The sequence below is a fragment of the Hoylesella shahii genome (assembly GCF_937990675.1).
In the GTDB taxonomy this organism is placed as follows: Bacteria; Bacteroidota; Bacteroidia; order Bacteroidales; family Bacteroidaceae; genus Prevotella; species Prevotella shahii.
In genome coordinates this window covers 1-17,541 of the sequence record NZ_CALKQY010000002.1, presented here as the reverse complement: position 1 = coordinate 17,541, position 17,541 = coordinate 1, and the positions used below count along the sequence as shown (strand labels likewise).

11 protein-coding genes are annotated in these 17,541 nt (G+C 44.1%); all 11 read left to right on the top strand.

The window, feature by feature from the left end:
* The first annotated feature begins 24 nt into the window (after positions 1-24).
* The 11 genes from QME03_RS00280 to QME03_RS00230 all read left to right on the top strand — a co-directional run bounded on the left by QME03_RS00280 (position 25) and on the right by QME03_RS00230 (position 16,956).
* Positions 25-1,182, top strand: coding sequence for an acyltransferase family protein (locus tag QME03_RS00280; RefSeq protein WP_281723067.1), 1,158 nt, complete (start codon positions 25-27; stop codon positions 1,180-1,182).
* Between the two features lie 13 nt (positions 1,183-1,195).
* Positions 1,196-2,203, top strand: coding sequence for an acyltransferase family protein (locus QME03_RS00275; protein ID WP_281723066.1), 1,008 nt, complete (start codon positions 1,196-1,198; stop codon positions 2,201-2,203).
* On the top strand, positions 2,200-3,072 hold the full coding sequence (locus QME03_RS00270; RefSeq protein ID WP_281723065.1) for a decaprenyl-phosphate phosphoribosyltransferase: 873 nt from the start codon (positions 2,200-2,202) through the stop codon (positions 3,070-3,072). Before QME03_RS00275 ends, QME03_RS00270 begins: the two co-directional genes overlap by 4 nt.
* A gap of 180 nt (positions 3,073-3,252) precedes the next feature.
* Entirely contained in the window at positions 3,253-3,852 is a 600-nt protein-coding gene (locus tag QME03_RS00265) for an HAD family hydrolase (RefSeq protein ID WP_110370037.1), read from the top strand.
* A complete protein-coding gene (locus QME03_RS00260; RefSeq protein WP_281723064.1) occupies positions 3,818-5,671 on the top strand; it encodes a DUF6080 domain-containing protein in 1,854 nt (617 codons plus the stop codon). Before QME03_RS00265 ends, QME03_RS00260 begins: the two co-directional genes overlap by 35 nt.
* Positions 5,672-6,385: 714 nt before the next feature.
* Entirely contained in the window at positions 6,386-7,597 is a 1,212-nt protein-coding gene (locus QME03_RS00255) for an HlyD family secretion protein (protein WP_025815418.1), read from the top strand.
* Complete coding sequence (locus QME03_RS00250; RefSeq protein ID WP_110370056.1) at positions 7,590-9,746, top strand: peptidase domain-containing ABC transporter; 2,157 nt, start codon at positions 7,590-7,592, stop codon at positions 9,744-9,746. Before QME03_RS00255 ends, QME03_RS00250 begins: the two co-directional genes overlap by 8 nt.
* A gap of 389 nt (positions 9,747-10,135) precedes the next feature.
* Positions 10,136-10,267 (top strand): class IIb bacteriocin, lactobin A/cerein 7B family, encoded by a 132-nt coding sequence (locus tag QME03_RS00245; protein ID WP_110370035.1) that lies wholly within the window; start codon positions 10,136-10,138, stop codon positions 10,265-10,267.
* A gap of 1,164 nt (positions 10,268-11,431) precedes the next feature.
* On the top strand, positions 11,432-12,109 hold the full coding sequence (locus QME03_RS00240; protein ID WP_025815420.1) for an ABC transporter ATP-binding protein: 678 nt from the start codon (positions 11,432-11,434) through the stop codon (positions 12,107-12,109).
* 62 nt (positions 12,110-12,171) lie between these two features.
* The gene (locus QME03_RS00235; protein WP_281723063.1) at positions 12,172-13,518 is read left to right on the top strand and encodes a DUF6080 domain-containing protein; all 1,347 of its coding nucleotides are present in this window, start codon (positions 12,172-12,174) and stop codon (positions 13,516-13,518) included.
* 15 nt (positions 13,519-13,533) lie between these two features.
* Positions 13,534-16,956: an AAA domain-containing protein gene (locus tag QME03_RS00230; protein WP_281723093.1), complete on the top strand. Its 3,423-nt coding sequence runs from the start codon at positions 13,534-13,536 to the stop codon at positions 16,954-16,956.
* Positions 16,957-17,541: the final 585 nt, after the last annotated feature.

Below are 17,541 nucleotides of genomic sequence, written 5' to 3'. Positions count from 1 at the left end.
ACACTTTAATCCGCACACCACATTATGCCACAAAACGAGCAACATCAAACCAATAAAAGCATTGTAACAGCCTCAACACAAACGGCAACAATAGCTGCTAACAACCAAGCCAACAAAGCCAATGCCAAGCAAAAAGGCACTGGCATGGGGGCCTGCATGCGCGGTTTGGCCATCATTGGCATATTTTTGCACAACTATTGCCATTGGCTTGGTCCGATGGTTAAAGAGAACGAATACACCTTTAACCAGGAAAACGTGGCCAGCATGAACCGCGCTTTGCTGCATGCCGACGTCCATTTACCACTACATCTGCTGTCGTTTTTCGGGCATTATGGCGTACCCGTGTTTCTCTTTCTAAGCGGATTCGGTTTGTTTAAGAAGTATCACGAGACCTATGCACCAGTTGGGAAATTCCTTTTTGGTCATTATCTTAAGTTGTTTCGAATTATGGCGGTGGGCTTTGCGCTCTTTATTTTCATCGATGCACAAACACCTCCTAGCTGGCATTACGACAGTTTGAAGATTATCGCTCAACTATTGATGTTCAACAACCTGCTGCCCCGACCCGATAAGATGATTTGGCCCGGTCCGTTTTGGTTCTTTGGCCTGATGATGCAGTTTTATTTGCTTTATCGCTTAATGCTTCATCGCCGACATTGGGGTGTTACGGTGCTAGTAATGGTGCTGTGCGTGCTGGTTCAACTGCAACTAAACCCCATGAGCGAAACCATGAATCGCTATCGCTACAACTTCATGGGAGGCATGCTCCCCTTTGGTTTAGGACTGCTCTATGCTCGCTTTCAAAACAAGTTTACGCTCTGGGGCGACGATCACGTCAAGCAGTTGGGCGCCCTTTTAATATGTTTGGCTTTGGGTTATTACCTCAGTCAGAGTTTCGTGGGGTGGACCTTTGTTCCCCTAGTTGTATGCCTTTCGGTGCTCTTAACAGCCCAATTACTGGCTCGCGCCACGTTTTTGGCTTGGCTCTATCGCGCCCTTTGCTGGATGGGTAGCATCTCGGCAGCCCTCTTCGTTACCCACCCCATCACGCGAAAACTCATCATCCCCATATCGCGCCATGGCCAAATTTATCAAGGTTTGCTGCTCTACATCGTGGCATCCATTGCCTTAGCGTGGGTTATAGATAAGCTTATTAAGCGCATTCCCTTACCCAAATGTTAACAATCTCAACGCAATGACCCCAACAACCAACGGCATAAGCTTTGCCAACATCAGCCATCACCGCAGCGAACTAATGGGCTTGGCCATGATAGCCATCGTGCTTTTTCATGTAAGCGTGCCCCGTTTGTCGCCCTTTTACGGACTCTGGCGCATGGGAAACATGGGTGTAGACGTGTTTCTTTTCCTTAGTGGCGTGGGGCTTTGGTATGCTCTCACAGGCAACACCTCGCTCAAACGCTTCTTCACTCGCCGTTACTTGCGCATCTATCCCACATGGTTGTTGGTGGCTAGTTTGTATTATGTGCCCTGCTTTTTACAAGGAGCTAAAGGGACAAAAGAAATAATTGACCTGGCTGGCGACGTGTTAGTGAACTGGGATTTCTGGCTACACGATGAGCTAACGTTTTGGTATATACCTGCAACAATGATGCTTTACCTCTTCGCTCCAGCCTATGTAAAACTGGTATCTCGCCATCCTGTCTACCGTTGGTTGCCCGTTTTGATGATTGTTTGGTGCGTGGCCGTGCAATGGGTAGTTCCCCTTCACAATGCCGTTGGCCACGTCGAGATATTCTGGAGTCGTGTGCCCATCTTCTTTATCGGCATTAATTGCGGTGCGATGGTAAAACAAGGGCAAAGCCTAAGTGCCCAAAGTGTTTGGCTCTTGGTGGCTGCCGTGGTGCTTTCGCTTGGCGTGGACATCTATTTAGAGCAAACAAGGCACGGACTGTTCCCCCTTTTCATTGGGCGAATGCTCTACATCCCCGCCACGTTCAGCCTGGTTCTGCTCTTATCTAACTGGCTAACTGCCGTGCCTCAAGTCATTAAACGCGCACTTCGACTGGTGGGCATGGTGAGTCTGGAGATGTATTTGCTGCACGTTCACTTTGTGTTGGTGCGCGTTCAAAGTATGCAATGGGGTTATTGGGGTACGTTTTTGGCCTGCTTCGCCATCACCTTGCCCCTAGCATGGCTGTTAAACAAGGGGATGGAAAAATTAACAAAGCGATTTGAAAGATGAAAAAAACGCTCTCACTAATTCGTCCGCACCAATGGATTAAGAATGGGTTTGTGCTCATTCCCATGTTCTTTGCAGGACGATTGCTGAACGCCGATGATGCCATAGCAAGCGTTGTCACCTTCTTTGCGTTCAGTTTTGCGGCCTCGGCCATCTATTGTTTCAACGACATTGTTGACGTTGAAGCCGACCGTCGTCACCCCCTTAAGTGCCGTCGTCCCATTGCTTCGGGTGCGGTGAGCATCGCAACGGGCTATGCGCTGATGGCCATACTGGTGCTTCTATCGGCCTTGCTACTGTTTTTCCTACCCCAACGAGCAGGCGAAACGGCTGGTATCGTACTGTTTTACCTCTTACTTAATGTGGGTTATTGCATTTGGTTGAAGCGCCATGCCATCATAGATGTGTGCACAGTGGCCTTTGGTTTTGTGCTTCGCATATTGGCTGGTGGCATGGCTTGCGATGTAGCGGTGAGCAATTGGCTGGTGTTGATGACCTTCCTCCTTGCGCTTTTCCTTTCGTTTGCCAAGCGACGCGATGATGTGCTGCGCATGAACGAGACGGGCGAAGCACCTCGCCACAACACCATTCGCTATAATCTCACCTTCGTAAACCAAGCCATCACCATCACAGGAACGGTTACGTTGGTGTGCTACATCATGTACACGGTGTCGCCTGAGGTGGTTAGTAGGTTCAATGCACCCTATCTTTACCTCACCAGTATCTTTGTTTTGGTGGGTTTGCTGCGCTACATGCAACTCACGGTGGTAGACGAAGTGAGTGGCGATCCAACAAAAATTCTGCTGCGCGACCGTTTTACACAAGCCATTGTGGCGGCATGGATAATGGCGTTTCTGTTGATCATATATTGAATTTGTAAGTTTATAAGTTGATGAGTTAATACGTTTTGGAGCTTTAAACAACAGGATGTCGCCTACAAATTCGCCCGCTGAGGTTGAAAAGTTAATGAGTTCTGAAGCTCTAAACGACAAAATTATAAAGCTTTTAGACAATAAAGACCCAACAGTTTGGGTTTAAATGGTTTATATTTTATGAATTATCGCGTTTCTCTTTTCGACTTCGATGGCACGCTAACCACGCTCGACACCCTGCCAGCCTTCATCGTTCACGCCGTGGGAAGATGGCGAATGCTCGTGGGTTTTGGGCTTTTTCTGCCCCTAATTGTACTGATGAAGTTGCACCTATATGCTAATGGCCGAACCAAAGAGCGGCTATTCGCCCACTTTTTCAAAGGGATGACACTCGAAACATTCGATGCTCACTGCCAATCGTTTGCAAAAAACAACGCACACATCTTGCGACCGCTAGGCTTAAAAGCCATTGAAACGAGCCTCCAACGGGGCGAAAACGTTCTGATTGTTAGTGCCAGCATCACCAATTGGGTGCTGCCGTTCTTCTCTAAACTGCCACAAGTGCAAGTTATCGGCACGCAAATAGCCGTAAAAGAGGGTAAACTTACAGGGCGTTTTGCTTCGCCCAACTGCCACGGAGCAGAGAAAGTGCGGCGCGTGGAACACCTTTTCACACCCCGAGAACTATACTATATCACGGCCTACGGCGACAGCCAAGGCGATAAAGAAATGCTAGCTTATGCGGATGAACAACATTATAAACCCTTCAGAACTAAGTAAGCACCAAGGCATGGGCGAGCTATTGCGCTTCGGCATCGTGGGTTTCACGGCCACCGCCATACAATATGCCACGTATTGGGTGGGGTTGCAGTTTACCAACCACAACCTAGCCATGACCGTGGCCTATCTTCTTAGCTTCGCTTTTAACCTCTGGGCCAGTCTGCGCTACACCTTTAAAGTGGGCGGCACCACTGGGAGAGGCGTGGGATTTGCCATGGCTCATGTGGTGAACTATCTCATGCAGATGGCCACACTCAACCTCTTTGTCGACCTAGGTGTTAGTAAAACACTTGCTCCGCTACCCATGTTCGCCGTTTGTGTGCCCATCAATTTCCTGCTGGTGCGCTTCTTTCTTAAGCGCGATGGTATTCGTTTGTTTGCTATTTTCAAGGTTCGGTGCGAAGAATGGGCTGTTGGTGCGCCTCTGCTAGCCATCTTTGTGGCACTGCATGCATTGCTAATAGCTCGCTACTATCATCTTTTTACACCCCTGCAAACTCACTATTGGAATCATATTATACGCCATTTCCACCTCTCGGGCTTCGATCCCCTCACCTATGTCGTGGTTAGTGATTGGCAAGCTGGCTATAATGTGTATCGCCATCCCCTGTTGGCCTTCTTTATGTACGTGCCGTATATGCTTAACCAAGGCCTGATGTGGCTCACAGGCATCAACTGCGCCATCTTCGTTGTGGCAGTTATGCAAATCTTCGCGGCCTTTTATTCGGTGGTGTTTCTTCACCGACTGTTGCGCCACGCCATGGGGATAAGTCTCTTCGACACACGACTGCTCTGTGCGTTTTTCTTCTCCTTGGCCTACATTATGCTCTCGGCCATTGCCCCCGACCATTTCATACTCTCGCTTTTTGCGCTGCTTCTCACCCTCTTAGTGGCAGCCTATCAGCAGCAACAGCACACTCCCATGCCTGTATGGAAAACCATTTGTCTCTTCGTTCTCACGGCAGGCATATCGCTCAACAATGGTTTAAAGGTGTTCATGGCAGCCCTATTCACCAACGGTCGCCACTTTTTCCGCCCCCGTTTCCTCTTCTTTGCCGTGCTACTTCCTTCGGCTTTGATATGGGCTTTCGCTCGATTTGAGTACAAAAAGTTTGTTTGGCCAGACGAGGTTAAGCGACACGAAGCTAGAGCTAAGCGCAAAGCTGAAGACAAGAAAAAGGCCGAAGAGGAAGCACGAAAACGCCAACTGGCATGGGAAGAGGCCCAAAAAACACGACCAAAACAAGGGTCTAACTCCACAAATTCTACCCCCACACCACCCAAAACGCCCACTAAGCATAACCCCAAGAATAATGTATCGGCCAAAATGGGTACACCCATGATGCAAGGAGAGTTTATGCGATGGACCGATATCAGCACTTCACGACTGCAATCCATCACAGAAAATCTCTTTGGCGAGAGCATTCAGCTGCATCGCGACCATCTTTTGGAAGACATTTTCGGTCGACGCCCAGTCATCGTTCATTATCGTTGGGCCATCAACTACGTGGCCGAAGCACTCTTATTGTTGCTCTTTGTGGCTAGCCTTTGGGTGGGACGGCGCAACAAACTGTTGCTCATGGCCTTGGTCTTTGCCGCAATGGACTGGGGCTTGCACGTGGGATTGGGTTTCGGGCTTAACGAGGTGTACATCATGACAGCCCATTGGGCCTACGTGTTGCCTTTGAGTTTGGCTGCCCTGCTCTTAACGGCCACAGGCCGAAAGCGTACCTTGCTGCGCATCGCCATTGGCTCGCTCACCCTTTGGCTATACGCGTGGAACTTGTTTTCAATGGTAGATTATCTGCTCAACAGCTAGAAACCGATGGTGCGAAAACGACGCCAAAGCCTCATCGCACATATATAGTTGAATGCAAACGCAACCCTCATTGCATCCATTCAATAAGCCTTTAAGATAAAGAAACTAACATATCGGTTTGTTCCATGTTAGTTGGAATAGGATTCCAGTTCAATTGGAACTGGGTTCCAGATCAATTGGAACAACATTCCAACTTATCTGGAACATTGTTCCAACTGATCCAGAACAAACCATATTACGAAAAACGGCACAACGAAAGCTAAAAAGGGGCGAGGCGAAAGATAAAGAACGGTGAGGCGGAAGGATAATAAGACACCTACTGCTATTAAATATTTAAGCGCTTCTCTATCTACTGACATTGTGGTTATACTAAAAACAATACCTGTAGTAAACAACAACAATTTGTCAATAAGAGAAGATTTCCATGCTATTCATTTTTTCTAGCATTAAGTTGTTCTCTTTATAGAAAAATGCTACCTTTGCAAATATAAACCCTTTAAATAATGATATAGCCACAAATTTTATATGCACACAAGAAACAATATTAAAAAATGTTGCTACACCACAAATGCGCTAAAGGCATAAAAGATCAAATCACACTTTGTACAACTCCTCTTGTGTATTGGAATTTAAAATATATCAGATTTAATTATAAGGTGGAGTCAAATTTTTGTCCAACATAGAAGGTCTCATATCATTCTTAGAGCAGCAAACATGAAACAAGAATCTAAACTATTACCCACTGACTGGATTGTTGATAGCATTGAAACCTATATCTATCAACAACGTCCTAGAAAACGCATTATTTACATGATAGTGCTAGTTGCAATTATGTCTACCATCATTTCATTACCTTTTATTTATGTAGACATCACCGTCCAAAGCCGCGGTATAATAAGGCCAAGTGGAGAAGTAAGTCGCATCACAGCTCCTATGACGGAGATTGTTGAAACAATCCATGCCAAAGAGGGCGATGTATTGAGGCAAGGAGATGAGATTCTTAGATTCAGGACTGGGACTTCTGACGGGAAAATATCCTACCAGCGAAATCGCTTGGAAGATTTACGGGCACAAATTACCGATTTAACACATTTGGTTAAGGGCGTCCCACCCACCATGTTTTCCTCAACAGTCCGCCAACAAGAATACTCCAAGTATCAACAAGAAATTCACCGATTGCAAACAGAATTATGCCAATATGAAGAAGAATGGAAACGAAACAATGTCCTCTTCGACAAGAAACTTATAAGCGAGAATGAGTACAATCTGTATTATTACAAGTTTTTGGATAAACAAAATGAACTTAATTCACTGAAAGCTAGCCAGCTTAGTATATGGCAAACTGAGTTGACTCGTTTGCGAACACAACAGGATGAAATAGTATCTAATCTCACTGAGATAAACAATACAAAAACACTACATATAGTGAAGAGCCCCATCAATGGCACATTGGAACAATTTACAGGTATCTACCCAGGTAGCAATGTACAAGCAGGTACAACCGTTGCTGTGGTAAGTCCCAATACGGCATTATACATTGAAGCATACGTTGCACCACGCGACATCGCTTTCATCACGGAAGGAATGCCTATTAAAGTACAGATCGAGTCATTCAACTACAATGAATGGGGTACATTAGACGGCACAGTGAAAAGTATATCCTCCGATTGCATTAACGACAATAATGGTCGTATATATTATAAGGTGAAATGTACGCTGAATAGGAATTATTTTGAACTGGGCAAGAACAATCGCAGGGGAATTATCAAAAAGGGCATGACAGGGATTGTACATTTTGTAGTTACCCGACAATCTTTATTTGCATTACTCTATAAAAGCATAGATGACTGGATGAACCCAACGCAACACCAATCACCAAATATCGTTTCATATCATTTATCCCAACACATTAATGGCAATGTTTAAAAAAAGTATCAAAATCAAGCAACAGGATAATGCAGATTGTGGAGCAGCCGCATTAGCTTCTGCATGTGCCTACCATGGTTTGAAGATCCCCATTGCTCGCATACGCCAATATGCTTTTACCGATAAAAAAGGCACCAACGTTCTAGGTCTAGTAGAAGCAGCAGAAAATCTGGGCTTAAGTGCTAAGGGTGTACGTGCACTTCCTGAGGCCTTAAAGATGATTCCGTTACCAGCCATCGCACATGTTACTGTAAAAGAGATTCTCCACCATTTTGTAGTAATATACAAGGTTACCAACAAAAGTATTGAATATATGGATCCTGCCGATGGAAACATGCATCATACTTCGCATGAAGATTTTCAGCGTATATGGACAGGCGTATTGATTTTATTGGAACCCAAAGAAAATTTTATACGAGGAGACATGAAAAGCAACACAATACTTCGTTTCCTCCAACTATTATACCCACATAAAGCCTTAATGCTAGAGGTCTTGTTTGGAGCTATCATCTGTAGCATACTGGGCTTGAGCACCTCAGTATATGTAGGCAAAATTGTCGATTATGTGCTAGTTGATGAAAATATTAATTTGCTCAATCTAATGGGGGTAATTATGATATCAATAACCCTTATTCGCATTTTTATATCGACAATAAAAAGCGTCTTAGCATTGAAAACCAGTCAAACAATTGATGCGACACTCATTCTCGGTTACTATAAGCACATTTTACACCTACCTCAACAGTTCTTCGACACTATGAGAGTAGGTGAGATTATCTCACGTGTTAATGACGCTGTGAAAATTCGCACATTTATTAACAATGTTTCAATCGAACTTGTAGTAAACATGCTAATTTTACTATTCTCAGTAGGTGTGATGTTCGTATACTCTTGGAAGTTAGCTTTGATAACCCTCATTTCAGCCCCTTTGTTTGTAGTAATATTTTTATTTTTCAATCACTTAAACAAAAGATATCAACGTAAAATAATGGAAACTACGGCAGACTTGGAGTCACAGCTTGTAGAGTCACTTAATGCTATTACTACAATCAAACGTTTTGGGATTGAAGATCATGCCAATCTCAAAACAGAATCACGATTTGTACGTCTAATCCGCAATACATATATCAGTGCACGGGGTGGTATTCTGGCGAGCAATAGCATTGATCTTGTCTCTTCCTCAGTTACAATAGCAATTCTATGGATTGGAAGTAATCTTGTAATCGACAAAACACTAACACCTGGAAGCTTAATGATATTCTATTCCCTAATTGGTTATGTACTTTCACCTATAGGATCATTAATTACATCAAACCAAACTATACAAGATGCCCTAATTGCTGCGGATCGCTTGTTTCAGATTTTGGAGTTGGAAACTGAGGATCTCGATAATACTTCAAAAGCAAATTTAGAAGCAGGAGTAATTGGCGATATCACTTTCGAGAACGTTTCTTTTCGATATGGCTCACGGAAACAAGTTTTCACTTCACTTAATCTTACCATACCAAAAGGCCGTACAACTGCAATTGTTGGTGGAAGTGGATCAGGAAAGACAACACTCATCTCGTTGCTCCAAAACATTTATCCTATACAATCAGGACATATATATATAGGAAAATTTGACATCGGGATGGTGACAAATGAAAGTCTACGCCGTATTGTCGGGACTGTTCCTCAGAAAATAGAAATGTTTGCGGGCACACTTCTTTCCAACATCTGCCTTGGCGACCTACAGCCCGATATGCATAGGGTACTTAACATCATAGACCAGCTGGGATTAAAAGATTTTATCAACGGATTACCCCATGGATTAAATACCTTCATCAGTGAGCAAGGCACAACACTTTCAGGTGGAGAATGTCAACGGATTTCTATTGCTAGAGCTCTGTACAAAGAACCTGAGATATTGATTTTTGATGAGGCTACATCCTCACTAGATTCCATCTCAGAACAGTTTGTAAAACAAACGCTTAAAGATTTGGCTGATGCAGGAAAAACCATTATAGTGATCGCCCACCGACTAAGTACTATCAAGGATGCAGACATGATAGTCGTTATTGATAATGGCACAGTCGCAGAATGTGGAACTCATCGTGAGTTAATTTCTAAAAACGGAGTGTTCGCCCACTTATGGCATGAACAAGTCTAAGCATAGGTAAAAATAGAAAATTATTGAGGATGATTTATAAACTAGATATATTGTAAACGCAATAAACACTCAAACTTTCAAATAGCGGAGACAACTGTTCATCAGTCCGTTATTCTTGACTAAAAGACATAGATAGCTACGATTTATATTTCTGTAAAATGTTGTTGGCTATCTGATCAGTAGCAATGTTAAATCATACAAAATCCTTCGATTTCAGCAATACTCCCAACACTTACACGCATCGATTATATAAAAAAAGTTATTTTTATCCTGGAAAAACAATAAAACCAAATTAAAAACATTATATTTGCACAATAGAATGATATGGATCTTTTGTAAGATATCACTGCAGGAAACTCCTGCAGATTTTTAACTAAAAACCAATAACAATGAAGAATTTAGAAAATGCTTATGTAAGCGAATTATCAAAGGAAGAAATGCAGAGTATTAACGGAGGATTTCCTTGGTTGGTTGCAGGATTAATATTAGCTGGACTTTTATACAGCCAAAAAGCTTATTAAGGTTATCCTACAAAAGGGAACTGTCGGTTGTAATTATGGTTAACATATGTTACGACCCAAAATTTGTCAAAGAGAGCCCTCTCTCTTTGACATTTTTTACAAGAAAATCCTTTGGTGGCTTATAGAATTTAGACTGTTTAGAATAGCTAAATAACCTAAACATCAACTACATAATAAAACAATTAACGACGGGTGATGATTTTTAGTTGACGTCTTTTCTATCCAAGATAGAATCATGATCAAATTATATCTTCAATTTAGGTTAAAATCTTTGCTTCGTCTTTGCAAAGAAGTAGGGATATTTGCATGTACAATATTACTTTTCATTATTTTCATACTTATAGGTATAACAACAAATGCCCCGAGATATTATACAGTTCTTCTATTTGGCGCGATGGTCTTGTCGTGGCATTTCTCACGGTCTGATACTATTTTCCTAAATACACTTTTCGGTAAAAAGTACATCTACATCTATCATGTAGAATATTTTATCCTTTCTGTCCCCTTCATTTTCATTCTGCTAAGTAAAAGTTCTTGGATTGGAATTATAGCTGTTTTATTGCTAAGCACTATTGTTCCATTTCTTGTTAGGAAAACTTTCTCATTTCCTTTGCCTACTTTTCCATTCTTAATAGAAGGAAGTTATAAATATCAACGTTTAGGACGTATGCTTCTGCCATTCTATATTATAATACTTGTAATTTCTAGCATTGCAGTCTATGTCCATAATATTAACCTCGTGTTCATTACAACCCTAATAACAACGGCAACAATTGGCATGTCCTTATGTATTCAAGTTAATCCACAATACATTTTCAATTATAAGAGTTCCATCTTCTTCCTGAAGTTAAAATGCAAACATGCTTTTGTCAATGCAGGGGTAATGCTTGCTCCAATGATCTTGTATCTTTGGCTTGTAAACGTATCATGGGGACAATTATACCTATGTATTTTATCTTACATCGTTATTTCCTTGTTCTTTATCCAACTGGAGTTTCTTCGGTTTATCTTTGGCAATAACGACCTAACCATATTTATTGCATTCTCCATACTGCTTTGTTTATTGACTGTTTCAATCATGCTCCCCATATTCTCACTGCTCTCATTATTACTCACCATATTGTTTTCCTATAAAGTATTATTGTTTCTCAAAAAATATATTTCATGATACTGGTACGCAATCTTTCAAAGTCTTTTTGGAGAAACTCCGTTTTAGAAGACATCAATTACACCTTCAGTGCAGGCAAGATATATGGAATTATGGGTGAGAATGGTGCAGGGAAAAGTACATTGTTTAAGTGTATTATGGGGCAGGAAAGCTATAACGGCGAAGTAATTAAGCCAAAGCCATTAAGGGTTGGTTATCTAAACGACACACCTTTCTTCTACTCTTTTGTCACAGGAATGGAATATATTACGTTCTGCTTGAAGGCTCGGAATTTACAAATTAACAAACAAGAGATCAATAAACTGAATGAAAAATTCGCTTTACCGCTAGAGAAATACGCAACAAGCTACTCCCTAGGCATGAAGAAAAGACTGATGATTTTAGGCTTAATGCTTCAGAATAACGACCTCGTTATTATGGACGAGCCATTCAATGGCCTTGACCTCACTGGCTCAATTATATTAAAGCAATGGATTAATAGAATGAAAAAAGAAGGGAAATGTGTGATTCTATCTTCTCATATTATCTCTGTACTAACTGAAATTTGTGACGACATCTCATATATTCATAATGGCAAAGTCGTCGCCAACTACTCAGGGAAATCTGCAGGAGAGATAGAACAAAGCATCTCTAAGTTATATTTCAATATAGAAAAAGACATGGATTTACCATGAGGTTTATCTCTTTCAGATCATAACCGAAACCGCAAGACATATATAACATATAGTTAGAACACATGTTCAAACTAAGAAAAGAAGAAAAACCGCTGGCCTTAGTGGCCTTCTTGGTATTTGCATTGCAAAATGCACTCACCGTATATAAGTACCACGACCTTTTTACTCGCGTGGGCTTTAGGGGTTATTGGGTGTTGTTTCACGAGATTTTTCACGTCTCGGGGTTTGATGCCTACTCGTGTATCTACCTCTCTAACGGCAAGATATACTACGAACTCTCACGCCATCCGCTATTCGGTCCGTTGCTTGCACCCTTCTATTGGCTCAATGATGCCATCATCAAGCAATTCGATTTCAACGCCGCCATCTACATCATGGCCTTGTTGCTAACACTCAGTGCCACCCTCAGTGCAGTGCTTTTGTTTCGCATCTTGCGTTCGCACATTGGCTTAAAGCTGATAGATGCCCTCGCGCTCACTGCGCTATTGTTCTCGTTTGCATCGATAATGTTGGCCGTCATGCTACCCGACCACTTTTGTTTTTCGCTGCTGTTACTCGTTCTAACACTCTATATCGCCAACGACCATCACCTCAAAGGCGAGGCCTTGGCTTGGTGGCAATCGGCCTTACTACTGCTCTTTACGGCTGGAATAACAATAAGCAACGGTGCTAAAACCATGCTAGCCGACCTCTTTTGCACTGGTAAAGCCTTCTTTAAACCACGCCGCTTGCTACTGGCTTGCGTGCTTCCGCTGGGAATTTTGGGAGCAGCTTTATATGCACAATACACACTTCAACTGCTGCCACGCGAACAAGAGTCGGCACGAATAGAGGCACAAGTGCAAAAAATGAACCCCAATGCCATCAAAAAGAGCACGGCTCACGAAGCCAGAAAGGAACGTATTATTGGAAAACCCATGGGCAACGACCCCGTACTTAAATGGACCGACAAAGACACACCGCGACTTTCGTGCGTGGTGGAGAATGTGTTTGGCGAGAGCATTATGCTGCATCGCGAACATCTTTTAGAAGATTTATTTATCTCGCGCCCTGTTGTTGTGCACTACGAACATTGGCTGTTCTATGCCGTGGAAGCTTTCTTAGTGCTGCTTTTCGTGGTGGGTTTGGTGTTCGGCCTTCGCCAAAAGCTATTGCAAATATGTTTGGCGTGGCTGGGCGTTGACTTTGTTTTGCATATTATCATGGGCTTCGGACTGAACGAGGCTTACATCATGGGCACGCATTGGCTCTTTATTATCCCTCTTGCCATGGCCTTTTTATTTAAAAAAATGCCTGCAAAACCAGCCCTCGTACTGCGATTTGGCATCGTGGCTCTTGCCCTTTTGCTCTACATTTACAATCTCTGCTTGGTGTTCCAATTCATGTCTCACCCCCTAACCGTTGGCTAAATGCCACCCCCAACCATGCCCAACCCACGCACCTACATCACTGCCAACGAACTGTTTAGGCGTATTGCCCACGTGCTTTCCACTGCTAACGAAATGCCCGTAGGGGTGAACAAACAACTACACGACACCCTTTCGCTGGCCTGCGATGGGGCTTTGCAAGATAGTTTGCAGGCCTTCGGCAACCTTTTCTCTAAGGTTGATTTCCTTTGTAAACAACATAAAATAGCCCTTCGCGATGTTATAGCCATACAACAAATGCGACGCGAAACCAACAGGGCCATGCCTATTGCCACACAAGATGTGCCTTATCATTGCAGGGCACTTAGCATTTTCGTGTCGGCCGTATATGGCGAACACATCCCCAGCTCGCTCGTTGGCCGCATTGCCCCCATAAACAAGCCGCCAAAAGAGTATCGACACGTTGACTTTCGCTACCTGCGCTGCATCGTAGACCAATGCGACGACAACTGCATTATGGTGAAAATAGACCACGAAAGCTATGAAGAGCCTATGACGCTAGACTTAAAATCAGACGAGTTGGCCTATCTTAAACCACTACTCCACGTGGGAATGCAACTCAATTTGCTCGACTGCACCAAGCAAGGTAATGCCCTCCTGCCACGATTGGTGGTAATAGAACCCGACTTCCTGCTCGACATCAGTGCCATTGCACGCTGTTTTACCGATTACGGACACCATCCCTTGGCCTACACCGTTAACAGAATGGGGGCCAATGCCAATTCGCAAGCCATACTGGTGGGTAGCTTTGCGGGTGCTGCTCTCGACGACATTATCAACAACGACACTGATTACGACTGGCGACAAACCTTTACCAACACCTTTAAAGAACGCACAATGGAGTTTTGCACCTGTCCCGACCTCAACGTGCGCGAACCTTTTCGCGAGGTGGCTGTTAACCAAGCTAAGAACATTGAAGAGATTGTTGCCCGCCTTTTTGATGCCAACCAAGAGGGGTTCGACCGCTCGAAGGCTTTGCTCGAGCCCTCATTCGTATGCGAAGAACTGGGTTTGCAGGGTCGCGTTGACCTCATGACGAGCGATTTCAGACTGCTGGTGGAACAGAAATCGGGTGCCAACTACAACATCCAACGCAACCAACCCAACGAGTATGGCAGCTTTCAAAAAGAAGAACATTACGTGCAATTGCTGCTCTACTACGGTGTTTTGCGCCACAACTTCCGCCTGTCTAACCATCAAGTAGACATCCGTTTGCTCTATTCCAAATACCCCTTACCTGGCGGTTTGGTGGTGGTGGCTTATCTGCAACGCCTTTTTCACGAGGGCATACGTCTGCGCAACGAAATTGTGGCACAAGAGTTCGGTATCGCACAAAGGGGATTTGAAAGTGTTATCGACAAGCTTTCGCCCGACACGCTAAACCAAAACCAACTCAATTCCACATTCTTTCTTCGATATCTTGAACCGCAAATAGAGGCCGTTACCTTACCCCTGCAAATGCTAGACCCTTTGCAACGGGCTTATGTTTGCCGTATGCTTACCTTTACTTATAACGAACAACTGCTAGCTAAGGTGGGCGCACAGCAAACACAAGGACACAGTGGCGCCGATCTTTGGAACATGCCACTGGCCGAAAAACGAGAAACAGGGAACATCTTTACCGCTCTAGAGCTGAAAGATGCCCAGAAAAGTAATGACTATAACGGCGTGGACACGCTAACCTTCATCGTTCCCGAACAGGCCGACGACTTCCTACCTAACTTCCGTCGAGGCGATATGGTGTATCTATATACCTACGAACCCCAGACCGAACCCGATGTTAGACACAACATCTTGTTTAAAGGCGTACTCGTAGACCTCGCCGTTAACCAATTGGTGGTACACCTCAACGATGGCTTACAAAACGATAACTTCTTGAAAGAGGCTAAACATTTCGCCATCGAGCATGCCTCGAGCGACGTGGGTAACGCTTCGGCCGTTAAGGCAATGCACGCCTTTGCCACGGCCAACCCTCAACGCAAAGACTTGCTTCTGGGGCAAAGAGCACCACTATATAACGACCAACTCACACTCACGCGTAGCTATCACCACAGTTACGACGAGGTGTTGCTACGCATAAAACAAGCGCGCGACTACTACTTGCTCGTTGGACCGCCGGGAACGGGCAAAACTTCGATGGCTCTACGCTTCATTGTTGAAGAGCAAGAGGGCAACATCTTGCTCATGTCGTACACCAACAGAGCCGTAGACGAAATATGCGACATGCTACTATCGGCCAACATTCCCTTCCTGCGTGTTGGCAACGAATACAGCTGCGACGAACGTTTTCGCCCCTTTTTGCTCGACCGACTGGTGGAGAGCGACCCCAAACTAAACCTCATCAAACAACGCATCGAGGCTTGCCGCGTGTTTGTGGGTACTACCTCTACCATGCAATCGCGCTCCAATATCTTTGCTCTAAAACACTTCAACCTCGCCGTTATCGACGAGGCATCGCAGATATTAGAACCCAACATCGTGGGCTTGCTCTCGGCCAACACACCCCAGCCACTGGCTCTACGCCTGGGATTGAACGCCGCTAACGACAATGTGCCAGCCATAGACAAGTTTGTACTTATTGGCGACCATAAGCAATTGCCGGCCGTGGTTCAGCAAAACGCCACTCAAGCCGCTGTAAACCATCCCCTGCTAAATGCCATCGGCATAACCGACTGTCGCCAATCGCTCTTCGAACGACTGATACACTGGGAACGAAGCCAAGGGCGCACACGCTTCATCGGAACACTTAACCGCCAAGGGCGCATGCATCCACACATCGCACGCTTTCCCAACGATATGTTTTATACCCACGAACAGATTGATGTGGTGCCCTGTGCTCACCAAGAAGAACAACAATTGCACTACAACTTGCCTGCACAAGACGAACTAGACAACCAACTAAAGGCTCACCGACTGCTGTTTTTTGCCGCAGAAAACAACGAGAACGAAGGTGCATCCGACAAGGCCAACCCTGCCGAAGCACGCATCGTGGCCCGCATCTTGGGGCGTATACACCGCTTTTACGCACAAGATTTTGATGCTAACCGCACCGTTGGCGTTATTGTTCCCTACCGCAATCAAATTGCAATGATACGGCGCGAACTAGCCAAACTGGGTATTGCCGAGCTAGACAACATCACTATCGACACTGTTGAACGCTATCAGGGCTCGCAAAGAGATGTAATTATCTACTCGTTCACCATCGTCCACCGTTATCAACTCGACTTTCTAACGGCTAATTGCTTTGAAGAAAATGGGAAAATTATCGACCGCAAGCTGAACGTGGCTCTAACAAGAGCACGAAAACAAATGATTATAACGGGACACATGCCCACGCTTTGCTTCAACCGAACGTTCAAAGCACTTATAGACCACGTAAGAGAAAATGGATTGGTGGTGGAAGAGCAGGGGGCGATATAGCCGTGTTATGAATAATCAAGGAAGGACATTTTTCCTTCCACTCCTCTTTTATACACACACAAACGATAAAGGCGTACTGTTTTTGTTAAACTGTAAGCCTTTTAAGGTATAGGTCATAACTGGACCAACTGTTTGTTGTATCTCCCACATTGGGTAAACTTTAGTACCCAAATACGTTTAACAAGTATGTTAAATCGAGTATTTATATTTTACAAAACACCCCTTCCAAAACAAACCTTTCTAGAGAAAACAGATGCTCAAAAGCAGGATTTTTCCCTATTTTTTGGAGGTTCTGCATTTATTTTTACACCATTTTTGCGCACCATATCGGCATTTTGCACCATTTAGCCCTTCTAGAAGGAGTCTGGAACGGAAAATTTCACCGCCCAGAAAACCGCTTTTAGTCGTCAAAAAGCACCATTTTTGGCCACTTTTCACTCAAAATCCCCACAGTTTTTCGTCATTCAGTCTACCATAAATTCCTCAAAAAGGTGCAAAATGCATCATCTTATGCTGTGTTTTGCTGCATTTAGCACTGCGTTTTGTAGGAGATAGCACTGCGTTTTGTAGGAGATAGCACTGCGT